The organism is Iodobacter fluviatilis (genome assembly GCF_004194535.1).
GTDB classification, from domain to species: domain Bacteria; phylum Pseudomonadota; class Gammaproteobacteria; order Burkholderiales; family Chitinibacteraceae; genus Iodobacter; species Iodobacter fluviatilis_A.
The window spans coordinates 2,044,962-2,066,684 of sequence record NZ_CP025781.1 but is presented as its reverse complement, the minus strand read 5'-3'; the positions used below and the strand labels follow the sequence as shown (position 1 = coordinate 2,066,684).

20 protein-coding genes, 1 tRNA gene, 1 pseudogene and 1 other annotated feature are annotated in these 21,723 nt (G+C 47.2%); of the genes and pseudogenes, 14 read left to right on the top strand and 8 right to left on the bottom strand.

What is annotated here, in order from left to right; translation table 11 throughout:
• Window positions 1–193: 193 nt before the first annotated feature.
• The 3 genes and pseudogenes from C1H71_RS09275 to C1H71_RS09265 all read left to right on the top strand — a co-directional run bounded on the left by C1H71_RS09275 (window position 194) and on the right by C1H71_RS09265 (window position 3,956).
• On the top strand, window positions 194–784 hold the full coding sequence (locus tag C1H71_RS09275) for a PEP-CTERM sorting domain-containing protein (protein WP_130106305.1): 591 nt from the start codon (window positions 194–196) through the stop codon (window positions 782–784).
• Between the two features lie 455 nt (window positions 785–1,239).
• Window positions 1,240–3,068, top strand: a pseudogene (locus C1H71_RS09270) (amidohydrolase).
• 450 nt (window positions 3,069–3,518) lie between these two features.
• Entirely contained in the window at window positions 3,519–3,956 is a 438-nt protein-coding gene (locus C1H71_RS09265; RefSeq protein ID WP_130106304.1) for a nuclear transport factor 2 family protein, read from the top strand.
• A gap of 195 nt (window positions 3,957–4,151) precedes the next feature.
• Here C1H71_RS09265 and ltrA read toward each other — a convergent pair whose 3' ends face one another.
• Window positions 4,152–5,480, bottom strand: a complete 1,329-nt coding sequence (gene ltrA, locus C1H71_RS09260; RefSeq protein WP_130104759.1) for a group II intron reverse transcriptase/maturase — start codon at window positions 5,478–5,480, stop codon at window positions 4,152–4,154.
• Window positions 5,481–5,866: 386 nt separating this feature from the next.
• On the opposite strand from ltrA, the gene C1H71_RS21410 reads away from it, so the two are divergent.
• Window positions 5,867–6,118, top strand: coding sequence for a Maf family protein (locus C1H71_RS21410; RefSeq protein ID WP_262488421.1), 252 nt, complete (start codon window positions 5,867–5,869; stop codon window positions 6,116–6,118).
• A 188-nt stretch (window positions 6,119–6,306) separates the two neighbouring features.
• Here C1H71_RS21410 and C1H71_RS09250 read toward each other — a convergent pair.
• Window positions 6,307–6,382: transfer RNA gene (locus C1H71_RS09250), tRNA-Thr, on the bottom strand.
• 165 nt (window positions 6,383–6,547) lie between these two features.
• Here C1H71_RS09250 and C1H71_RS09245 point away from each other — a divergent pair.
• Entirely contained in the window at window positions 6,548–6,961 is a 414-nt protein-coding gene (locus C1H71_RS09245; protein ID WP_130106302.1) for a pilin, read from the top strand.
• 372 nt (window positions 6,962–7,333) lie between these two features.
• Here C1H71_RS09245 and C1H71_RS09240 read toward each other — a convergent pair whose 3' ends face one another.
• Together C1H71_RS09240 and C1H71_RS09235 are read right to left on the bottom strand one after the other, a co-directional pair.
• Window positions 7,334–7,927: a response regulator transcription factor gene (locus tag C1H71_RS09240; protein WP_130106301.1), complete on the bottom strand. Its 594-nt coding sequence runs from the start codon at window positions 7,925–7,927 to the stop codon at window positions 7,334–7,336.
• A complete protein-coding gene (locus C1H71_RS09235; RefSeq protein WP_188053692.1) occupies window positions 7,924–9,816 on the bottom strand; it encodes a sensor histidine kinase in 1,893 nt (630 codons plus the stop codon). The genes C1H71_RS09240 and C1H71_RS09235 overlap by 4 nt, the downstream gene beginning before the upstream one ends.
• A gap of 132 nt (window positions 9,817–9,948) precedes the next feature.
• Here C1H71_RS09235 and C1H71_RS09230 point away from each other — a divergent pair, with 132 nt between their 5' ends.
• The 4 genes from C1H71_RS09230 to C1H71_RS09215 all read left to right on the top strand — a co-directional run bounded on the left by C1H71_RS09230 (window position 9,949) and on the right by C1H71_RS09215 (window position 14,144).
• Window positions 9,949–10,944, top strand: coding sequence for a TRAP transporter substrate-binding protein (locus C1H71_RS09230; protein ID WP_130106299.1), 996 nt, complete (start codon window positions 9,949–9,951; stop codon window positions 10,942–10,944).
• Between the two features lie 499 nt (window positions 10,945–11,443).
• Entirely contained in the window at window positions 11,444–12,049 is a 606-nt protein-coding gene (locus C1H71_RS09225) for a TRAP transporter small permease (protein ID WP_130106298.1), read from the top strand.
• A complete protein-coding gene (locus tag C1H71_RS09220; protein ID WP_130106297.1) occupies window positions 12,046–13,431 on the top strand; it encodes a TRAP transporter large permease in 1,386 nt (461 codons plus the stop codon). Before C1H71_RS09225 ends, C1H71_RS09220 begins: the two co-directional genes overlap by 4 nt.
• 98 nt (window positions 13,432–13,529) lie before the next feature.
• The gene (locus tag C1H71_RS09215) at window positions 13,530–14,144 is read left to right on the top strand and encodes a nucleoside/nucleotide kinase family protein (protein WP_130106296.1); all 615 of its coding nucleotides are present in this window, start codon (window positions 13,530–13,532) and stop codon (window positions 14,142–14,144) included.
• 58 nt (window positions 14,145–14,202) lie between these two features.
• On the opposite strand, the gene C1H71_RS21015 is transcribed toward C1H71_RS09215, so the two are convergent.
• The 4 genes from C1H71_RS21015 to C1H71_RS09195 all read right to left on the bottom strand — a co-directional run bounded on the left by C1H71_RS21015 (window position 14,203) and on the right by C1H71_RS09195 (window position 17,212).
• On the bottom strand, window positions 14,203–14,808 hold the full coding sequence (locus C1H71_RS21015; RefSeq protein ID WP_223146023.1) for a DUF4326 domain-containing protein: 606 nt from the start codon (window positions 14,806–14,808) through the stop codon (window positions 14,203–14,205).
• Entirely contained in the window at window positions 14,805–15,248 is a 444-nt protein-coding gene (locus C1H71_RS09205; RefSeq protein ID WP_130106295.1) for a DUF488 domain-containing protein, read from the bottom strand. The genes C1H71_RS21015 and C1H71_RS09205 overlap by 4 nt, the downstream gene beginning before the upstream one ends.
• 135 nt (window positions 15,249–15,383) lie before the next feature.
• Window positions 15,384–16,603 (bottom strand): IS3 family transposase gene (locus tag C1H71_RS09200; RefSeq protein WP_374704445.1). Its coding sequence is split into 2 segments (ribosomal slippage): window positions 15,384–16,324 and window positions 16,324–16,603, totalling 1,221 coding nucleotides; the frame shifts between segments, so codons are not numbered across the junction.
• Window positions 16,212–16,328 (bottom strand) — a sequence feature (AL1L pseudoknot). Its footprint overlaps the gene before it by 117 nt.
• 12 nt (window positions 16,604–16,615) lie before the next feature.
• On the bottom strand, window positions 16,616–17,212 hold the full coding sequence (locus C1H71_RS09195) for a hypothetical protein (RefSeq protein ID WP_130106294.1): 597 nt from the start codon (window positions 17,210–17,212) through the stop codon (window positions 16,616–16,618).
• Window positions 17,213–17,416: 204 nt separating this feature from the next.
• Between C1H71_RS09195 and hisD the strand changes: the two genes are divergently transcribed.
• From hisD to hisA, 5 genes are all read left to right on the top strand, one after another.
• Window positions 17,417–18,709 carry a histidinol dehydrogenase gene (hisD, locus tag C1H71_RS09190; RefSeq protein WP_223146062.1) on the top strand — a complete coding sequence of 431 codons (1,293 nt, stop codon included), beginning with the start codon at window positions 17,417–17,419 and terminating at the stop codon, window positions 18,707–18,709.
• A gap of 279 nt (window positions 18,710–18,988) precedes the next feature.
• Entirely contained in the window at window positions 18,989–19,582 is a 594-nt protein-coding gene (gene hisB / locus C1H71_RS09185) for an imidazoleglycerol-phosphate dehydratase HisB (protein WP_130106292.1), read from the top strand.
• Window positions 19,582–20,034 carry a hypothetical protein gene (locus C1H71_RS09180; RefSeq protein ID WP_130106291.1) on the top strand — a complete coding sequence of 151 codons (453 nt, stop codon included), beginning with the start codon at window positions 19,582–19,584 and terminating at the stop codon, window positions 20,032–20,034. The genes hisB and C1H71_RS09180 overlap by 1 nt, the downstream gene beginning before the upstream one ends.
• A gap of 9 nt (window positions 20,035–20,043) precedes the next feature.
• A complete protein-coding gene (hisH, locus tag C1H71_RS09175; protein WP_130106290.1) occupies window positions 20,044–20,685 on the top strand; it encodes an imidazole glycerol phosphate synthase subunit HisH in 642 nt (213 codons plus the stop codon).
• A 235-nt stretch (window positions 20,686–20,920) separates the two neighbouring features.
• Window positions 20,921–21,661: a 1-(5-phosphoribosyl)-5-[(5-phosphoribosylamino)methylideneamino]imidazole-4-carboxamide isomerase gene (gene hisA / locus C1H71_RS09170; protein WP_130106289.1), complete on the top strand. Its 741-nt coding sequence runs from the start codon at window positions 20,921–20,923 to the stop codon at window positions 21,659–21,661.
• Window positions 21,662–21,723 lie beyond the last annotated feature (62 nt).

Sequence of the window (21,723 nt, the reverse complement as noted above, 5' to 3'; positions counted from 1 at the left end):
TTGCTCTCATTTCTAGCTTTATATACAAGCCAAATATAACATCAAACACTTATAAGCCGACATACAATGTATTGCCTAAGTAAGTTTGAAGTATATTTATTGTGCCAAGATGGAAAAAAAATCATAAAGAAAGTGGATTACACCATTTTCAACTCCTATCCATTAAATCAAAAAATATTCAGGGGCATTATTCATGAAGCTAAAAGCCATTACTCATTCTATTCTTTTCGCCAGCGCAATCGCCTTCTCATCCAGCTCATTTGCAGCAATAATCAATGCAAACTTTAGCACTTACGCACCAGGCACTCTCCTTTCAAATCAAATTGATGGCGTTACTTTTGCCGTACTAGGTGGCCCTGGCCCATCTGGTGCCGCAGCCATTAATTATGGCGGGCTGACCAATAGCACAAGAGGCAGATATCCAACTAGTTCGATTTTAGATTTAAAATTTACCGGCCTAGCTAATTTTGTGAACTTCACTTTCAATAATCATGGCTATACCAGTACTGGCGTTGGAGCTACCTTTTATACAGCCTATGATGCTTTAGGCTCTGTGCTAGAAACCGGCAAGGTAGGTGGTGGTGGCTCATTCTCTCTTGTATCTACTGGCATTGCTAACTTACGTTTTAACAATAACACCAATGGCGCAAGCAACTGGATCTTCTCTTTAAACTCCCTCAAAGCAAATGTATCCCCCGTTCCAGAGCCAGAAACCTACGCCTTGATGGGCTTAGGTTTAGTGGGTTTATTTGCTGCACGCCGTAAAAAAACAATAAACACATAATCTTCCGCGTTAAGCTAAAAATCCAGCGATCTGCGCTGGATTTTTAGCTTTATACATCCGCCTATCAACTTCCCTTCAATAGCTACGATAAATCTAAAGCCGAGCGCACGCCCATTTTGGGGAGCCTATGGGGTCAGAAACCTATGGGTAAAGTAAAGAACAGGCTTTCACATACCCTTCCTCATCAAACCGTGCATGCGATTTTCTCCCACACGGCTTTCCGATATTTTTCACGCCTAGCAGCCCGCTTTTGTCGATATTTTATATAGCCCATCGCCTCCATACAGATCGACACTCGTGAATTGACTTAGGATTTAACGATTGAGGCGATAACTAGTTTGACAATTACCGTTACTACTTGATTTGCCTTACGCACCACTAATGATTTACAAATGCTTCTACCGCCGAACGACTTTGATGGTTCTTACATGCCCTAACAGGCAGAGGAATACACGATGCGCCAATATCACTTTACGCTATCCACCGCCAGCATGGCCCTCTTGGGCTTATTAAGTTTCTCCACCAGCTACGCAGCCCAGCCCATGGCTGACACCATTTATAGTGGCGGCACCATTGTGACGGTCAACGAGCTGCAAGCCGAAGCCGAGGCGGTTGCGATTAAGGGCGGTAAAATTACAGCGGTTGGTTATCTTGATGAAATCAAGAAGCTGCGTGGCCCGCGAACCAAGATGGTGGATTTAGCCGGTAAGACCATGATCCCAGGCCTGATTGATGGCCACGGTCATGTGTTTATGACGGGCATTCAGGCGCTATCGGCCAATTTACTACCACCACCTGATGGCGAAGGGGCTGATATCCCCGCTTTGCAACGTCTGCTTAAAGATTGGGCTAGCAAAAATCAAGCCGCCATCGATGCCGTAGGCTGGATTATTGGCTTTGGCTATGATGATTCTCAGCTTAAAGAGCAACGCCATCCAACGCGTGAAGATCTAGACCAAGTCTCCACCACCCTGCCAGTGGTGATCGTGCATCAATCGGGGCATTTGGGCTCGATGAATAGCAAGGCGCTAGAGCTAGCAGGCTATACCGCCGCCAGCAAAGACCCGAAGGTGGTGTGATTCGCCGCAAAGATGGCTCACAAGAGCCAAGCGGCGTACTCGAAGAAGCCGCATTTTTTAATTCAATATTCAAGGTATTAGGCACGCTAGGCCCAAAAGAAAATATCGCCATTCTGAAAGCAGGCACCGAGCTATACGCAAGTTTTGGTTACACCACCGCCCAAGAAGGCCGCGGTACACCAAGTGCGATTGCAACGATGAAAGCCGCCGCCAAACAAGGCGATCTTAAAATCGATGTGGTGGTTTATTCCGACATTATCGAAGCTGCAGGCACGATTAAAGCGCCACTCTTTTCACGCAACTACAGCAATCACCTGCGCATCGGCGGGGCAAAGCTTAACCTAGACGGCTCACCTCAGGGCAAAACGGCTTGGCTGACAAAGCCTTACTATAAAGTGCCTGCAGGCCAAAAAGCCGATTACAACGGCTACGCCACCATGACAGACGAGCAAGCTACCGCTTACGTCGACAAAGCCTTTGCCAATGGCTGGCAGCTATTAACTCACCTCAGCGGCGATGCGGCTATCGATCAATACCTCAAAGCAGTCAGAGCCGCCGAAGCCAAATACGGCAAGGCCGATCGCCGCCCTGTCGCCATCCATGCCCACACCGCCCGTGTCGATCAAATCGATGCCTTTAAAGAGCTGGGCATCATGCCCTCCTTCTTCCCCATGCACACTTTCTACTGGGGCGATTGGCACCGTGATTCAGTGCTAGGCGCTGAGCGCGGCCAAAATATCTCGCCAACGGGCTGGGCCATGCAACGCGGCATGATTTTTACTTCGCATCACGATGCACCGGTCGCCAAGCCTGATTCAATGCGCGTACTCGACGCCACCGTCAACCGTATCACCCGCAGCGACCAAGTGCTTGGCCCACAGCACCGTGTTACCCCCTTAATTGGGCTAAAAGCGCAAACACTTTGGTCGGCATACCAGTACTTTGAAGACAAGAGCAAAGGCTCGATCGAAGTCGGCAAACTAGCCGATTTTGTCCTACTCGATCAAAACCCACTCACCATCGACCCGCTGAAAATCAATGGAATTAAGGTGCAAGAGACCATTAAAGAAGGCAAAACTGTTTATCGCCGCAATGCCAACAAAGAAGTCTCAAGCCGCTGCGCCGATTCTGAAGCCTGCTTTAAAGTCGCCAGCAACGCGCTCAATACCTCGAGCGTGATCGATATGCATTCCCACCAAGACTAAATCCCACCGTGCACCCCATCGTGGGGTGCACTTTTAATCCAGACTCGAGCCCAACACCCATTTACCAAATGCAAATAACTCAAACAATTCACCGTATTCGCCAAGCGCAAGCCATCAGCCAAATCCCCCTTTACACGCCATACAAGCCCAATCCTATCAACTTAATAACTGATAAAAAAACCTATAGGTTCAGGTCTTACATTTAACATGAATTAATCAATTTAGGCGGCTTTGCAAACTTCTGTAAATTCTATCTTATGTAAAATGTAAAACCTGACCCCGTGATTTTTCTTTGGCGAAGTTAAAGGCGACTATGGAGAATTATTTAAAAAACGAGTTTATAATCTGGCGAGACTTGACACACCGTGCAATTTGTCTTTTCATACCCATGAATAGTAAGTTTTTAAAGCTATTCACTTTTATTTAAACATACCATTTAAGGATATCAAAATGAAAAAATTACTGATTGCCATGATTTTGGGCTTATTAGCGGCTACGGCGATTGCCGGGCCTAAGGAAGATAAGAATAAAGCACTGGTCCTTAAGTTTTATGATATTGCATTTAATAAGTTAGACGCCGAGGCCGTGGTCCCCTTTATTGCCAAAGATTATATTCAGCATAATCCAGAAGTCGCAAATGGCGTACAGCCTTTACAAGATTTTATTCGCTATTTAAAAACCAATTCACCGAATTCGCGTGCTGTGATTAAACGCGTGATTGCTGAAGGTGATTTGGTGATGCTGCATGTCCATTCACAAGATAAAGCCGGAGAGCGTGGTGTGGCCATTGTAGATATTTTTCGCGTTAAAAATGGCAAGATCGCAGAACATTGGGATGTGATTCAAGCTGTGCCAGAGAAAGATGCGAATGGTAATGGCATGTTTTAAATAATTTACAAATACAAATAACTAGGGTCAAATAACTAGGGTCAGAGTAAAGTTAAATCCGCTTTCTTTGGCTCTAATAGCATTAAGCATCGTAGGATTTAATTTTGGTAGAGTAGAGAGCAGGTTTTCACCTGCCCTCCCTCATCAAACCGTGCATGCGATTTTCCCGCACACGGCTTTCCGATGTTCTTCACATCAAGCATGCGCTGATTTCCAACCTGCTGCTGTCGGTAATGAATACAAACCGTATCGCTCATTTAGCACCCGCCTTGGATAACGGAGCATGCTCGTTTTCCAATCGCTGACTTTGTGCCGTTTGCGAAGATGTATCCTTAGCCGTTCTTCTGAATGACGCTTCACTTTATAAAATTGCTTGGATGAATTCCGGTAATGGAAGTAACTCGACCAACCGCGTAATGCTTGATTTAAATCTCGCACCACCTCTTCAATTGGTCGCCATGTTTGGGTTCTTCCAGTAATTTCATTTAGTCGCGTCTTGATTTTCTCTACCGATTTAGCTGAGGCCTCAATATAGGGATAGCGAGTGCCTTTAGCGGATAGGTTCGTGCGCAAATCAAATCCCAGAAATAGAAATGACGCGGCTTTAGCATCAACAATTTTTGTCTTGCTTTCGTTAAGCGTCAATTCCAGCCGATCCAATATCCACTTCATATGCGCCAGCGGGCTTTGGGTCTCGCCACGGCAGAGCACTACAAAGTCATCGGCATACCGCACCAAGCTCGCTTGTAGTTTCTTCCCTATATTGTGGCGATGCCAGATTCTATCCAGTAGATGTAAGTAAAGGTTCGATAGCAACGGAGAAATCACCCCACCTTGCGGCGTGCCCTTGCGCTGCCCTTTTCCTCCACTGACCGTTGCCGCTTTTCCATTCTCACTTTTTCCAATAACCGGCGCTTTAAGCCATTGTTGAATCAAGGCCAGTACAGCCCCATCCACAATGCGCTCAGCTACCGTGGCCATCAGTTTAGCGTGAGGAATGCTGTCGAAATACTTCGACAAATCAGCATCGATGACCTGCGTTTTACCTTGCCACAAAGCTTCTGCAATGGCGTCTATTGCTTGATGTGCTGATTTCCTTGGGCGAAACCCATAGGAGTGCTCGCAAAAATCCGCCTCAAAGATAGGCTCCATCACCAGCTTGGTCGCCATCTGAACCACGCGATCTCGTATCGTCGGAATCCCGAGTGGACGCAAACTGCCATCCGCTTTGGGAATCATGACGCGCTTGATTGCCCCAGTCCGGTAGCTTTTATCTTGCAGTTCCTGACTAATTACCGACAAGTAGCAATCTACCCCTTCGCCGCTTTCTATGGCAGCAAAGTCAATCCCATCAACCCCAGGACTGCCCTTGTTTGCCTTGACCAGTCGCCACGCTAACTTGAGGATGTCAGCACAGTAAATCTTGTCGTAGAGTGCGTAGAAACGATAGTTTGGTTCCTGCTTGGCTTTGATGTACAGCTTCCTCTGTAGCGTCCTGATCTCATTCGGAGTGATTAGCAACATGGCAATCTCCTGATCCTCAGCTCTTCAGTTGCATGAACAAAGCAGGGTCCCTTCCCTCGACTGGGGTTATGTTGTCCCTCAATCTCAAACGGTACTATGAACCCCTCCGACTTCCATCACGATACGCGCTGATTTCGTTTCCTTATACATTGCGCTTGGCAGTCTCCCTGCCACCGTGATGGATCTCCAGCACTGGGTAATTTAACTTCCAAAACATACCGCCCCTGCTACCCCGACAGCTCGCGGATGTGGCTTCCATTGCCAACACATCAGCACAACGGCCTTCCCTATACAGAAACGAGGTCGGCAACTGCAATGTTAACGAGGCTACTTCTAGGTTCACTTTCGTTACGGTCTGCCTCTTTGTCGTAAAGAACTCACGACCCTTGATTACTCAAACGCCGCTCTTTCGTACTACCGAGGCGTATGGACAATTCCTCGGGCGGGACTTTAACCCGCTAGCTAAATTACTGTTACTGCGAACTTCTGACCCCGATTATTACGGCATTCAAGGCACGGCAGGACTGTTTATTTCAAACCTGCAAGGCAGCTATAGCGGCGTAATGGGTTTGCCATTACACGATACGGCCACCCTACTCGCTCGTCATGGACTAGGTTTATTAGCGGCTTTGTCTTAAAAATCTTTAATTTTTAGCTAAAAATTAAACTAACTCTAAGCTTACTCACATTGTGCTTACAGTATGACATTTAGAATAAATGGTCTATCTGATGTCAAAATTGGGCGCTACCTGACTATTTTCGTCACATTGCAGCTAGTCGCCACAATAAAAAAGACCCAATAGGGTCTTTTTTTATTTAAAAGAAGTGGTGCCGTTGGGGTGAATCGAACACCCGACCTACTGATTACGGGTCAGTTGCTCTACCAACTGAGCTACAACGGCATCGTTAATCAAGTATATGGCAGCAATCTGCCGTTAATCAGCTTTGCAGTAAAAGTGGCATAGCTAGGTATTAATATTACTATGTCATACTCAAGCAATGCAAAGACAGCGCATAAATAATACTCAGGGAAAAAATATTTTGAATTAAAGACTTAGGAGCAAGAGATGAAAAACATGCAAAAGGGTTTTACCCTGATCGAACTGATGATTGTTGTGGCTATTATTGGTATCTTAGCTGCTGTCGCTATTCCGTCTTATCAGGATTACACCAAGAAAGCGAAGTACTCTGAAGTATTAAGTATTTCTGATTCTTACAAACAAGCTGTTGCATTATGCCACTCTGATTTGAATACCTTTGCCGGATGTAATGCAGGCACTCAGGGTATTCCTGCAACTCCCACTGTTGCTACTACTGGTTTGGCTACTGGTGGTACTGTTTCTAATGGCGTGATTAATTTTACTGGAACAGCCGCAGCAGGTGGATATACTTTTATTTTATCTCCTTCTTTGAATGCTCAAGGTACGGCAATTACTTGGGCACAATCAGGTAATTGTTTAGCTGCTAAGTACTGCAAATAATAAAAAACTGAATAAAAAAGGCTAACTTATAAAGTTGGCCTTTTTTTTGCAGTAAATTTCTAATTATTTACTAAAATGATTAAATAAAGGAAAACATCATGACTGATATGGTAAAAAAATTTTATTGAGATAAAATCATCCATGCTCAGTCGGGAAGAATAAAGTTAAATCTGCTTGCTTCGGCTCTAAGTATATGAAATATAACAGGATTTAAGTTTGCTCTGCCCCAGTTACTCCGTCACCACCTGCTTACTACCCATCGTAGCATAAGTGCCCTTTTGCTAGGCTAGCAAATTTTACATCGCGCTGTACCTAGTCTGCTTTAGCTGAAGCTTTTTATACGGCCAGCGGCATAGCTGCAGTGATCAATCTTTATGCCATCTTCAATAATTGAGATAAATCCAAAGCCGAGCGCACGCCCATTTTGGCGAAGACGTTGGCGCGGTGGACTTCTACCGTGCGAATTGCAATCTGCATCTCATCGGCAATTTGTTTATTGAGCTTGCCTTGTAAAATCCAATCCATCACTTCCCGCTCACGAGGGGTGAGCGAGCTAAGGCATTTTTCTAGTCGTTGCTGATTATTTCTCAGCTGATGACGGCCAATCGCTACATCTAAAGCATCATTAATCCGCTCCAATAATTGCTTTTCGCTGCATGGTTTTTCTAGAAAATCGAAGGCACCTTGGCGTATGGCTTGCACTGCCATTGGGATATCACCGTGGCCAGATAAAAACAGCACAATCAGCTCACTTCCCATGTCATACAGCAGCTTAAATACATCTGGCCCACTTAAGCCCGGCATGCGTACATCCAGCAGCACCACGCCCTCACTCTCTGGATGAATCTCGGCCAAGAGCTGCTCGCCACTTGCAAAGGCGTGCACGCTATAGCCATGTGACAGCAGCAATAAGCCGAGTGAATCGCGCACGGCGATATCGTCATCCACTAAATAAACAGTTTTCATCGCGGTAAGCTCATATAAAAATAGGTGCCGCCTTGCGGGTGGGCTTCAAACCAAAGTTTACCTTGGTGCTGCTCCAAAATAGAGCGGCAAATATTTAAGCCTATGCCCATGCCCAGTGATTTGGTGGTAAAAAAAGCGTCAAATAAGCGATTAGCCACTTCGGGTGAAATGCCCGCACCACGGTCGCATACCGAAAGATACACGCCATCTTTATCGCAAGAGGTTGCCAGCCATACATCGCGGCGGCTTTGTGGCTGCTCTCCACTTGCATCCAACGCATTGCGTAATAAATTGAGCACCACCTGCCCCAAGAGCACTTCATCCGCATGAATTTGCGGCAAGTCGGCAGCCAAATTAAAGTGCAGTCGCACGCCTTGGCTGCGTGCGCTTGCATCGATTAATTCAAAGGCATTGCTCGCAATATCATTCAGATCACAGTAAGAGCGTAGAGGGGTACGCTTTTGCACAAACTCGCGAATACGCTTCACCACGGCGGCGGCACGCTGAGCCTGCCCAGCAATTTTGCTAAGCGTTGAATCCAGCATCTCCTGATTATTTTGATTAGCAAACTGCCTAGCGGCGCTGGCGTAGTTACTCATGGCCATCAGTGGCTGATTTAGCTCGTGCGCCAAGGTAGATGCCATTTCACCCATGGTAATCAGCTTGCCAGTATGGCGCAGCATTTCTTCCTGCTCCCTTTCCCGCGCTTCGGCGGCTTTTAAGGCCGTGATATCCACGACCGAACTCATCCAGCCCCGCTGCTTGCCGGTAGCATCAATCAGCGGCGTGGTGTAAACACGCGTCGCCACCGAATGCCCATCGCGATGGCGCACCATCGATTCAAATCCCTCATGTGGGGCGCGGCCGCTGAGCACAATATCATTTTGTGCTTGATGCCCTGCGATATCTTCCTGCTTCCAGTATGGGTAAGGCGGCAGCGTGCCGATCAGCTCTTCGGGGGAATAACCCACCATGCCGCAAAACGCTGGGTTTACGTAGACAATTCGCCCTTGCATATCTCGGGCGCGCATCCCCACCGAGAGCGAGTTTTCCATGGCGGTGCGAAACGCATGTTCTTCGCGCAGGGCGTTTTCTGCCAAAATCCGCGCCTGCATTTGGCGGCGCAATCGCCACCAGCTAAACAATACAATCAAGGCCAAGCCTATCACGCTGGCAGTGAGCAGCTTTTGCACGAGGCCAGTAGGATGGCGGTAAGCTGTGATCCGCAGTAGTAAGCCACTACTTACTAAATCAAAGGGCAGCTGATAGCTGAGATTAGTATCATCGGCCTCAATTTTTGATTTACTGGCGACTTCCCGCCCGTCCACATCAATCATCGCCAGCCGATATTTATAAGCGAACCACCACGGCACCTGTTGCTGTAAGAGTTTTGGCAGGGCAATCGATGCCACTAGCTCTAAATCATGCTCAGCCAAAATCAGCGCAATCATTCCCTTAGGGTAAAGCGGCACCGTATAACTAGGCCGGCCTATTCCTTTTGCCAAGGCAATCGGCTCCCGAGTGACCTCAGCCGATAAACGCTGACCATAGCTAAAGCTCTGATTTTTAGTGCGTAGTTGAATACCGGTAATCGCCGCATTTGCGCCAATAACCAAATGAGCACGGCCACGAAACTCGGCCTCGCTTAAGCTACCATCGCGAGATTGCTCTAATAGTGCAGCCAAGCGTTCTTCCGATTGCCCCAATACAAAACGCAAGTTTTGCTCTACCCACAACACATCACTAATCAGCACCAGCCGCGCTTCTTCACGCTCGCCGTGGCGCAAATAGGCGAATAAGCCCAGCACCGTGGCCAGAAACAAGACCAAGGCCAATCTTGGTAAGAACCAAGGATGTGCACTAAGATAGCGTGAAATAGTTGTAAGCAAATGCATACTCCAATGTTAGCACAGCGCAATTTTATACTTACTGTGGTTTACCACAGTCGTGACAACCGCAATTGAAAAGATGCTCTCTCTCATCAACAATCATCAATACATTCAACAGATTTGGAGATTGTAATGCGTACTTTACTAGCGGCCATCTTGGCTCTTACTGTCACTTCTTCCTTCGCGGCTGAAGCACCGATCGTGATCAAGTTTAGCCATGTGGTTGCCGTGGATACCCCCAAGGGCAAAGCTGCTGATTACTTCAAAAAAATCGCTGAAGAGCGCACCAAGGGCCGCGTAAAAGTTGAGGTCTATCCAAACAGCCAGCTTTACAAAGACAAAGAAGAAATGGAAGCGCTGCAATTAGGCGCAGTGCAAATGTTGGCCCCTAGCCTTGCCAAATTTGGCCCGCTGGGCGTTAAAGAATTCGAGATTTTCGATCTGCCGTATATTTTTGATAGCTATGCCGAAGTCGATAAAGTGATGAAAGGCCCAATTGGTGCCAAGCTATTTACCAAGCTAGAGACCAAGGGCATTAAAGCGCTGGGTTTCTGGGAAAACGGCTTTAAGAATTTCTCCAGCAATAAACCCATACGCACTCCTAACGATTTACGCGGCATGAAAATCCGCATTCAATCCTCAAAAGTACTGGATGAAGAAATGCGCACCTTGGGCGCATTGCCACAGGTAATGGCGTTTTCTGAGGTTTACCAAGCGCTACAAACCGGTGTAGTAGATGGTACAGAGCTAGAGCCTTCCAATCTCTACACCAGCAAAGCCTTTGAAGTACAAAAACATCTCACCCTCACCAACCACGGCTTCCTTGGTTATGCCGTCATCGTCAACAAAACCTTCTGGGAAGGCCTGCCTGCAGATATTCGCGCCACACTCACCACCGCGATGAATGATTCATCGACTTACGCCAATCAGATTGCCAAGCAAGAAACTGATAAAGCACTGGCCGCCATCAAAGCCAGCGGCAAAACCACTATCTACACCCCAACCGCCGCCGAACGCGCTGCTTTTCGCAAAGCACTCATCCCCGTCCACCAAAAAATGTCCTCCCGCTTTGGCCAAGATTTGCTGACTGAGATTTACAAAGAAACAGCGTTTAAGCCGGTTGAATAAATGGATTTGAGGGTATGCAGCGTGGGCATTAAAACTTGCCCACCCTACAACTTCTGCATCGGGCTGATACTTACCAATTTGATTTTGCATTAGCAAACAGACCACGCTCTCTACATAGGGCTTAAGAACTCCCCTTGAAGCACGCCGAAGCGAGGAACAAACGGGCGGGGTTTCTTTGATGCCTGTTTGAGCGAAGCGAGTCCCGCAGCAGCCGACTCGATTGTCCGCAGTAAGGGGCCGTCGTGCTGGTCGGGGCGGCCTTCTTTGGCTTCGTTTCTTGGCCGCGCAAGAAAGGAAGGTCCAGCGGGACGTCCGCACCTAAATCAACGTGCCGAAGGCACTAAAAAGATCTTTTTGACTTTGCTTAGCTTTGGTTTACGTACATGAAATAAAACCCGCTAGTAATGCTGAATAAATACGCAAATACGCGGGTTCCACCCCGCCCAACAAGGGGCCACAAGCCCCTCTAAATAAAACCACCGTCCCTTCGGAGACTTTCATGAAAATACTCGATCACCTGGAAGAGTGGCTGATTGCCTCTCTGATGGCGGTGGCGACGCTGGTGATTTTTATCGCCGTGCTCCACCGCTACGCCTCCGGAGCCCATCTGCCCATCATCCAAAACTGGCTGCTCAGCATCAACCTTTCTTGGGCTCAAGAGCTGTGCATTATTTTATTTGTATGGATGGCTAAATTTGGCGCGGCGTATGGGGTACGCACCGGCATTCACGTAGGTGTTGATGTGATTATTAACCGGCTAGAGCCTAAGTATCGCACCGCCTTTGTCATGATTGGCCTGCTTGCTGGCGTGCTTTTTACCGGCATTGTTGCCATCCTTGGCACGCAATTTGTGTGGGGAAATGGCGCGCATTATGCCTTTAACCATGCTTTTGGTATGGCAATGGGGAGCCTCTACGAAGGCCCAACCACCCCAGATCTAGAGTGGCCAACATGGATGGTTTACAGCGCAATTCCACTAGGCACTAGCCTAATGTGCTTCCGGTTTTTACAAGTTGCCGCCGCCTTTATGCGCACTGGCGAGCTGCCTCACCATGACGTGGCCCACGTTGAAGGCTTAGAAGAAGAAGAAGGAAAACCAGCATGAGCAGCACGCCCAGCCTTATCCCGGTTGCAGAGGCAAACTGGTCCATAAAAATCCCTGCCCTATTATTTGGCTCCCTCGCCATTATCGCCATCGTCGGTGGCAATAAAGCCGTTGTGTTCTGCCTGCTGCTGGCGCTGATGGCCACCGGTATGCCGATCTCCATCGCACTAGGCCTTACCGTACTTACCTTCTTATTTACCATGACCAATGTGCCTATTGAATCGGTGGCACTGAAATTGTTCACGGGGATAGAAAAATTTGAAATTATGGCCATTCCCTTCTTTATTCTGGCCGGTAATTTCCTCACCCACGGTGGCGTGGCTCGCCGCATGATCGATTTTGCCACCAGCATGGTGGGCCACTTTCATGGTGGCTTAGGTTTGGCGGGCGTACTTGCCTGCGCCTTATTTGCCGCTGTTTCAGGCTCCAGCCCAGCCACGGTGGTGGCGATTGGTTCCATCCTCTTACCCGCCATGATTAAGCAGGGGTTTCCACGTCAGTTTGGCGCAGGGGTGATCACCACAGCGGGCGCTTTGGGGATTCTGATTCCACCCTCCATCGCCATGGTGATGTTCTCGGTTGCCACCAATACCTCGGTTGGCGCACTGTTTATGGCGGGGGTTGTGCCCGGCCTGATGTTAGCGTTCCTGCTAGGGCTAACTACTTGGTGGCGTGCACGTAAATTTGGCTATCCACGTATGCCTAAAGCCACTGCGGGCGAGCGTTGGGCCGCATTTCGCCGCTCGGTATGGGGGCTAATGCTGATTGTGGTAGTGCTAGGTGGGATTTACACCGGTATTTTCACGCCTACCGAAGCCGCAGCGATTGCCGCCGTTTATGCCTTTATCATCTCCGTATTTGTCTACCGTGATCTGCCACTCAGCCGCGTGCCTAAAGTGCTGCTCGATTCGGCCAGCATGAGCGCCATGCTGCTCTATATCATTACCAACGCCGTGTTGTTCTCGTTTGTAATGACCAACGAAGGCATTCCGCAAGCCATGGCCGATTGGCTACTGGGCATGGGCCTTGGCCCGATCACCTTCTTGCTGGCCGTGAATATTCTGCTGTTGCTGGCAGGTAATGTGATGGAGCCATCGTCCATCATCCTGATCATGGCCCCTATCTTGTTCCCTGTTGCTATCAAGCTGGGGATTGATCCGATTCACTTTGGGATTTTGATCACCGTAAATATGGAAGTCGGCATGTGCCATCCGCCAGTAGGGCTAAATCTTTACGTGGCATCCGGCATCACCAAAATGGGCATCACCGAGCTCACCATCGCCGTTTGGCCGTGGCTACTCACCATGCTGGGCTTCTTACTGCTGGTAACCTATGTACCCGCCATCTCACTCTGGCTGCCAAGAGCGATGGGAATGATGTAAACCTTTACTAACGCACAAACCACACAGGCCCCAGCCGCATTGATAGCAGCTGGGGCCTGTGTTAGTTTTGATTCCCCACTTGCCGAGAAAAACGCAAAATGATCCAGCCCCACTATCTGGCAAGAATCGACGCCCTATTGGCCAATGGCCAGCGCAAACTACTCGGCATCGTCGGCCCGCCCGGATCGGGCAAATCGACGCTAGCACAAGAGATTCAGCAGCTTTATCCAGAGCAAAGCATAGTTGTGCCGATGGATGGTTATCATCTGGCCAATAGCGAGTTAGCCCGCCTTGGCAAAGCAGCAAGAAAAGGCGCAGAAGATACCTTTGATAGCGCAGGTTTTGCCGCAATGATTCAGCGACTAAAAACCCAGCCCGCAGGCGAAACCATCTACGTCCCCGAGTTTCGCCGCGAAATCGAAGAACCCATCGCCAACGCCATTCCTATCCAGCCTGATCAACAGCTCATCATCGTTGAAGGCAATTACCTGCTGCTGAGCAGCGGGCATTGGGCCAAATTACATAGCTTGCTCGATGAAACTTGGTATGTAGACGTAGACCACGCGCTCAGAGAATCCCGGCTTATCCAGCGCCATATGCAATTTGGCCGCAGCGAAGCCGCAGCTATCGAATGGGTACGCAACACTGACGGCCCGAATGCAAAGCTAATTGAAGCCAGCAAAGAGCGAGCGGATGTGCTGTTTAGCTGGTGATTCAAAGAAATATAAAGTTACATCGAACTAAAATAGTATCAGCATACATTTACAACACCTAATCATCATCACCTTTAAATGTATTTAAATACTCAGCAATTACATCTCCGTGACAAGGTAAAGGTTTACAATGGCACCCAAGAATTTTCCCCTTCAAAGATAATATATTTTTTCTTTTAATTGGATCAGTCAAAATTTCTTTTTCAAAATACAATCTATATTTATTAATTACATCTTCTCTGCTCATTCCATCTTCACCAATTGGAAATGGATTCCCCCAAGGAGTCCCCCTTCCAATGTATACATCATATTTATCACCTACATCTTTATTGGCAACTTCAGTAACCTCAACTGCAATAATCCTATTAGATATTTTCATCAAAAATAAAGAGTAAACTAGCCACTCAATACCTCTTCCATCCCAAAAAACTATTGCGTGCGTTATTGTTTTCAATTCTTTATTTACATTATATTTATAATTATGATCCTCAGTAATATTTTTAACCGAATATTTGATAGAAAAATTAGAAATAACAAAACCATTATAATCATTCAAAACTACAATTTCACAATCTTCAAGACCGCTTATCAATGTACTAACTTTATCTACAAAAAAACCTTCAACTTTAAAATTTTTTGGATAATAAATCAATATTCTATTCATAATAAATGTTTAACTTCAAAAGACGATCCCCAAGATAAGTTTAAGTACTCTACTAATAATCTTCGGTGGCAAAAATGTGGTTGATGTTCACTACACAACAAACAGCTCCCATCAAGAAATTCAGGAGAATATTTTTTTTCAACTTTCCTTTTTATTATCAAATCGACATACAAATTTTCATACTCTGTCCACGTAATACCATTACTTCTATAACGGCTAAGTAAATCTTTTGTTGGCGCAAAATCGGCGACCCAAACATAATCAACATTGCATATTTCTTTTAGAAAATATTGCAAGTCATTTTTTTTTGCAAAACCAGACAACTGAGAGCCAGTGTTAATCCGAGTATCAATAATACGCTTAACATTATTTTGTGATATCAAATAAAAAAACTCTCGAGCGCTTTTATCAGTAAATCCAATTGTAAATATTTCGCTCATAAATATTAATTCCTTAATTAAAAATATACAACCCATTCACTTGAAGCCAAAATTCTCCTTTAAAAATACGAGTCAACCCAATCCTAGCATAAACATTGAATCGCACCGGGTTTCGCGGAGGCTGTTTGGTTTGAGTCAGACCAACATGGCCTGCTCGCTTTGATTACGATAATAATTTGCTTCTGCTTCCGCAGGTGGGATATGACCAATCGACCCAAGCAAACGATGGTGATTGAACCACGAAACCCATTCTAATGTCGCTAGCTCCACAGATTCTAGGCTTTTCCAAGGCCCCAAACGATGAATCACTTCCGCTTTGTAGAGTCCGTTAATCGTCTCAGCGAGTGCATTGTCGTAACTGTCGCCGGTCGTACCAACCGATGGCTCGATGCCTGCTTCAGTCAATCGCTCGGTATATCTAATCGATACATACTGCGATCCACGGTCGCTGTGATGAATCAGCGCTTCTCGCTCCGGTTGCCGCGCCCAAAGGGCTTGCTCTAACGCATCCAGCACAAACTCGGTTTGCATATTGCGACTCACTCGCCAGCCCACGATATACCGAGCGAATACATCAATCACAAACGCCACATACACGAAGCCTTGCCAAGTCGATACGTAGGTAAAATCCGAAACCCAGAGCTGATTCGGTCGTTCGGCGACAAATTGTCGGTTCACATGATCGAGTGGGCAAGCAACGGCAGGGTCTGGGCGTGTCGTGCGCACCGCTTTACCACGCGATATTCCGCGCAAACCTAGGCTGCGCATCAAACGCTCAACGGTACACCGCGCCACAAGATGCCCATCGCGCTTGAGTTGCCGCCAGACTTTGACGGCACCATACACCTGATGATTCTCTTGCCAGACGCGCGTAACTTCACCGCTCAGTTGCTCGTCACGAATGGCACGTTGGCAACGTAACGCGGGATTGCGCTGTCGAGCGACATAACGTCGATAGGCAGACGGAGCGACCTGTAACAGTTTGCAGATCGGCTCGACCCCGTGCTGACCACGATGGGAATCGATGAATGACCTTACGATTTCAAGCGGCGGTCGAGCTCCGCCTGTGCGAAATACGCGCTGGCTAGGCGCAGAATTTCATTGGCCTTTTTAAGTTCGCGTACTTCTCGTTCCAGCGCTTTGATTCGTTCGTTCTCTGCTGAATTTTTGTTGGCTTGAACGGTATCGCCGCCTTGTCGACGGCACCATGTGCGCAGTGTTTCGGGCGTGCAGCCTATTTTGCTGGCAATTGAAACGAGGGTAGCCCATTCGGATGGGTATTCAGCAAGGTGTTCAATGACCATGCGAACTGCTCGTTCACGGACTTCGGGGGAAAAGTGAGTTGATTTCTTCATGGTGCCATTCTCTCAAGAATTGGAGCCTCCGCGAAACCCGGTGCAATTCACATTGTTAGAAATCCTAATGCTTTCATTAAAAGATTCTATCTGTTTTTTATCAAAATTCAATTTACTAAGTAAATTATAGTCAGTTAATGATAAATCGCAATATAAATCACCTGCACCATCCTTAATATCTACTCTAATTTTTCCTTCAGAATCTGAAGACAAAGAAGAACAGCGTGCATTTATTTTAATAGTTACAATTGAGGTCTTTACTAAAGATGTATTACTCATTTTTTTACTTCCTGCAACAATACCCCCAAAACCTTCTACAATTGAATTGCTGCATATTTCAGACAACACAGAAAATAAATCAACACTCCTATAAATAAGATCAACTTCTAAATTTTTATAACTACAATCCTCCAAATGAGGAGCTAACAAAGATTCTTTAGGCCACCATTCACCCTTCAATATTGAGCCTGGTGAAATCCCCCTATCTAAAGCCCATGGAGTGTAAATATATGGCAAAGGTCTTATTAAAAGTTTACTTTCTAAATCAATACCAGCCAAACATATTTTATTGTCTTTCATTTTTGTAAAATCTGTAACTATTAAATTCATGATTTACCACTATGCACATAAATTCAAACAGCAGACACAAACAAACCAATAAAGTCAGTAATTTGTAATATAAAAGCATATTTTATGAAAATTAATTGTAAGTTAATCTGCAATTTCTAAACATTTTCCACCTAAATATGACTCCAGCTCCGGCCAAAGCTTTGGGTATAATCGTCCCACGATATATTTTTGGACCCTGCCATGTTGCGTCGCCTTGATTCTCGTTCTGCTGATTTTCAATCACAACTCGCCGCCCTGCTGGCTTTTGAAACCTCGCAAGATCCGGATGTGGATACCCGAGTTGCAGATATTCTGGCTGACGTAAAAGCACGCGGCGATGCGGCGGTGGTGGAATACACCCAGCGCTTTGATGCCGTACCTGCACAAAGCATGGAAGAGTTAGAGCTCACGCAGGCCGAGCTAAAAGCCGCTTTCGAGCGCCTGCCCAATGTGCAAAGAGATGCGCTAGTAGCCGCAGCAGAGCGAGTGCGCAAATATCACGAACATCAAAAAATGGCGTCTTGGCAATACACCGAAGCCGATGGCACGGTGCTAGGCCAGCAGGTTACCGCCTTAGATAGGGTGGGGATTTACGTGCCAGGTGGTAAGGCAAGCTATCCATCATCCGTATTAATGAATGCCATTCCCGCCCATGTAGCTGGTGTGGCCGAAATTATTATGGTGGTGCCAACACCACGCGGCGAAAAAAATGATCTGGTACTGGCCGCAGCCTATGTGGCCGGTGTCAGCCGTGCATTCTGTATTGGCGGCGCACAAGCCGTGGGCGCGCTGGCTTTTGGTACAGAAACCGTGCCTGCTGTGGATAAAATAACCGGCCCCGGCAACGCCTATGTGGCCGCAGCCAAACGCCGAGTGTTTGGTATTGTCGGCATCGATATGGTGGCTGGCCCTTCAGAGATTCTAGTAATTTGCGATGGCACAACCGATCCAGATTGGATCGCGATGGATTTATTCAGCCAAGCCGAACACGATGAAATCGCCCAAGCCATTTTGCTTTGCCCAGATAAAGATTTCATCCAGCAAGTTGCTGCCAGCATCGAAAAGCTACTCCCCACCATGCCAAGACAAGACATTATTCGCGCGTCCCTCACCGGCCGAGGCGCGCTTATCTTAGTAAAAGATTTACATGAAGCTTGCGAAATAGCCAACTATATCGCCCCAGAACACCTAGAATTGTCTATAGCTACCCCAAAAGTCTACCTACCTGAGCTGCGTCACGCGGGTGCAATCTTTATGGGGCGATTTACCAGCGAGTCTTTAGGCGATTATTGTGCTGGGCCAAACCATGTATTACCCACCGCCCGCACCGCCCGTTTTGCCAGCCCGCTAGGGGTATATGACTTTCAAAAACGCACGAGTTTGATCGAGGTTTCCGAGGCCGGTAGCCAAACCCTAGGCCGCATCGCCAGCACCCTAGCCCACGGCGAAGGGCTAACCGCCCATGCACGATCAGCGGAATATCGTTTGAAAGATTGATGAGTGTGCAAGGGATGGCTTACTACCCGCTTCCAAACTCCGCCCTTGAAGAACAAGAGGAAATAGTGATTTGGGCAAAAAAAGGCATTGCCGCTGCTTTACGTCAACGCTAAGGCTTCACGGCGGCACCGTTCTCGTAGACAATTGAGATGAAAATCGCCATTTGATCAAAAATCAAACCGGTGCCAGATCACTGTCACGCTGAACCCAGATAAGACACTGGTATAAAAATTTGATGCCGATATTATTTTTAAATAAACCACCTTCGGGGATTTATTAATGCGTCAGATCACTGTTAGCCGTAATACGCTGGAAACTCAAATTACCGTCACTTTAAATTTGGATGGAACAGGGGTATCAAAATTTGATACTGGCGTGCCCTTTTTTGAACATATGCTGGATCAAGTGGCTCGCCATGGCCTATTTGATATCGAAATCAAGGCGGTTGGCGATTTGCATATCGACGCTCACCACACCGTAGAAGACGTAGGCATCACCCTTGGCCAAGCATTTGCTCAAGCAGTGGGTGATAAAAAAGGCATTCGCCGCTACGGCCATAGTTATGTACCACTCGATGAGGCGTTAAGCCGTGTCGTGGTTGATTTATCTGGCCGCCCCTGTTTGGAATACAACGTTAACTACACGCGCGCCATGATTGGTGGTTTTGATGTTGATTTATTTGGCGAATTCTTCCGTGGTTTTATCAATCATGCCGCCATCAGCCTGCATATTGATAACCTAAAAGGCCAAAACGCCCATCATCAGGCCGAAACCGTGTTTAAAGCACTAGGCCGTGCCTTACGCATGGCGGTGGAGCGAGATGAACGTATGGCAGGCATTACGCCATCCACCAAGGGCACACTCGTCGGCTAATGCGCATCATCTGCATCTTGCTGCTGCTGTTTGTCAGCCCAAGCTACAGCAGCAACTGGCTACAATGGGCAAAGGATAGCGAGTCCAGCAGCTGGATCGATACCGATTCTGTGATCGAGCGCCGTAACCACGTTTACTACCACTACCAATGGCGCTACTTAAACACCCAGAGTAGCTCAGATGGCCATTTCGACACCCGCCAAACCAGCGTAGCGGTCGATTGCCAAACGGGGCGTAGCGCCAGCCTAAAACACCTATTGATACGGCAAAACACAGTGATCGCGCAGCTTGCTGGCCATGATTTTCTTACTCAAAATTTGGCTGGTACGGTACATGCTGTCGCTTGCCTGATCAATGAGCAGAAAACACGTGGCACAGCCTTGCAACTGTGTCAGTATCAAGCTGATATCAATCACCCGATCTGCGGCGATGCGGCCCTGATCAAACGCTGAAAATACACCATGAAAATTGCAGTTGTTGATTATGGAATGGGTAATTTACGCTCAGTCACCAAGGCTTTAGAACATGTAGCAGGCGATTTAGCCAATATTGTGCTAACTGCCGATCCAGCTATTGTTGCAGAAGCAGACAAAGTGGTCTTCCCCGGCCAAGGGGCGATGCCCGATTGTATGAAAGAGCTGACCGAGCGCGGCTTAAAACAAGCGGTACTTGATGCGGCCCAAAACAAGCCCTTTCTTGGTATTTGCGTAGGTGCGCAGCTTTTATTTGAATCAAGCGAAGAAGGACATACCCCAGGACTTGGCGTATTTAAGGGCAAAGTGGTGCGCTTTCCTAAGGAAAAAATGTTGGATGCCCAAGGGCAAAAATTAAAAGTGCCGCATATGGGTTGGAATGAAATGTTTAAAGTACAAGACCACCCGCTGTGGGCTGGGATTCCCGATGGGGAGCGCTTTTACTTTGTACACAGCTATCATTTTCAGCCCAGTGAAAACATCGCCGTGTTAGAAAGTGCCTATCCATATCGCTTTGCAGCGGCGGTTGCAAGGGATAATATCTTTGCTATTCAATGCCATCCTGAAAAAAGTCATCATGCTGGTCTAAGCTTATTGAAGAATTTTGTAAACTGGAATGGCAATACCTAAAAGGCAATAGAATGGAAACGCTTTGGGAAACGAGTTGGAAAGGCTGCAATGAAGCACTACAAACAAGCTTTCTTACGACCTGTATTTACAGCGTAATCACCGTCTACTTAGCCAGTAATCATTCTTTAGATTGGCATTCCTGTTTAGTTTTCTTTAGCGCTATGCTGATTGTTAATCTTTTAACTCAAGCAACAAAACATCTTTTCCCCTTCACAAAACAAAATCTGACGCCATTATGCTAATCATTCCTGCAATCGACCTAAAAGACGGCCAATGTGTACGCCTACGCCAAGGTGAAATGGACGACGCCACTGTGTTTTCTGACGACCCAGCCAGCTTTGTAAGCCATTGGCTAGGCCAAGGCGCTCGCCGCATGCACCTTGTTGATCTAAACGGCGCATTTGCTGGCAAGCCAAAGAATTTAGCGGCGGTTAAAAGCATTCTTAAAGCGATCAACGGCGAAGTACCCGTACAGTTGGGCGGCGGAATTCGTAGTCTAGAAACCATAGAAATGTATCTAGATGCGGGAATTGATTACGTTATCATCGGCACCGCCGCTATCAAACAACCTGGTTTTTTACATGAAGCCTGCGATGCTTTCCCTGGGCAAATTATTGTTGGGCTAGATGCCAAAGATGGCTTTGTCGCCACCGATGGCTGGGCAAAAATCACCGATTTAAATGTGATTGATCTTGCCAAACGCTTTGAAGGCTACGGCGTAGAAAGCGTGATTTACACCGATATTGGCCGCGATGGCATGCTCAGCGGCGTAAATATCGAAGCCACCGTAAAACTAGCGCAAGCACTGAGTATTCCCGTAATTGCCTCTGGTGGATTAACAAACCTAGACGATGTAAGAAAATTAGCCGCAGTAGAGGCAGAGGGTATTGAAGGTGTGATTACCGGCCGAGCCATTTACGAAGGCACGATAGACTTTAGAGCGGCGCAAGAACTCGCCGACGAGTTGTCCGACTAATGGAGGCCGCAAAAACCTACCTTTCTAAATAAGCCAAGACCTGCTTTAAATAGCGAACCTGC

Excerpts from the sequence above, each read along its gene's own strand:
- C1H71_RS09275 (WP_130106305.1), top strand. The coding sequence starts at position 194 with ATGAAGCTAAAAGCCATTACTCATTCTATTCTTTTCGCCAGCGCAATC.
- C1H71_RS09265 (WP_130106304.1), top strand. The coding sequence starts at position 3,519 with ATGAAAAAATTACTGATTGCCATGATTTTGGGCTTATTAGCGGCTACG.
- ltrA (WP_130104759.1), bottom strand. The coding sequence starts at position 5,480 with ATGTTGCTAATCACTCCGAATGAGATCAGGACGCTACAGAGGAAGCTG.
- C1H71_RS09245 (WP_130106302.1), top strand. The coding sequence starts at position 6,548 with ATGAAAAACATGCAAAAGGGTTTTACCCTGATCGAACTGATGATTGTT.
- C1H71_RS09240 (WP_130106301.1), bottom strand. The coding sequence starts at position 7,927 with ATGAAAACTGTTTATTTAGTGGATGACGATATCGCCGTGCGCGATTCA.
- C1H71_RS09230 (WP_130106299.1), top strand. The coding sequence starts at position 9,949 with ATGCGTACTTTACTAGCGGCCATCTTGGCTCTTACTGTCACTTCTTCC.
- C1H71_RS09225 (WP_130106298.1), top strand. The coding sequence starts at position 11,444 with ATGAAAATACTCGATCACCTGGAAGAGTGGCTGATTGCCTCTCTGATG.
- C1H71_RS09220 (WP_130106297.1), top strand. The coding sequence starts at position 12,046 with ATGAGCAGCACGCCCAGCCTTATCCCGGTTGCAGAGGCAAACTGGTCC.
- C1H71_RS09215 (WP_130106296.1), top strand. The coding sequence starts at position 13,530 with ATGATCCAGCCCCACTATCTGGCAAGAATCGACGCCCTATTGGCCAAT.
- C1H71_RS21015 (WP_223146023.1), bottom strand. The coding sequence starts at position 14,808 with ATGAATAGAATATTGATTTATTATCCAAAAAATTTTAAAGTTGAAGGT.
- C1H71_RS09205 (WP_130106295.1), bottom strand. The coding sequence starts at position 15,248 with ATGAGCGAAATATTTACAATTGGATTTACTGATAAAAGCGCTCGAGAG.
- C1H71_RS09195 (WP_130106294.1), bottom strand. The coding sequence starts at position 17,212 with ATGAATTTAATAGTTACAGATTTTACAAAAATGAAAGACAATAAAATA.
- hisB (WP_130106292.1), top strand. The coding sequence starts at position 18,989 with ATGCGTCAGATCACTGTTAGCCGTAATACGCTGGAAACTCAAATTACC.
- C1H71_RS09180 (WP_130106291.1), top strand. The coding sequence starts at position 19,582 with ATGCGCATCATCTGCATCTTGCTGCTGCTGTTTGTCAGCCCAAGCTAC.
- hisH (WP_130106290.1), top strand. The coding sequence starts at position 20,044 with ATGAAAATTGCAGTTGTTGATTATGGAATGGGTAATTTACGCTCAGTC.
- hisA (WP_130106289.1), top strand. The coding sequence starts at position 20,921 with ATGCTAATCATTCCTGCAATCGACCTAAAAGACGGCCAATGTGTACGC.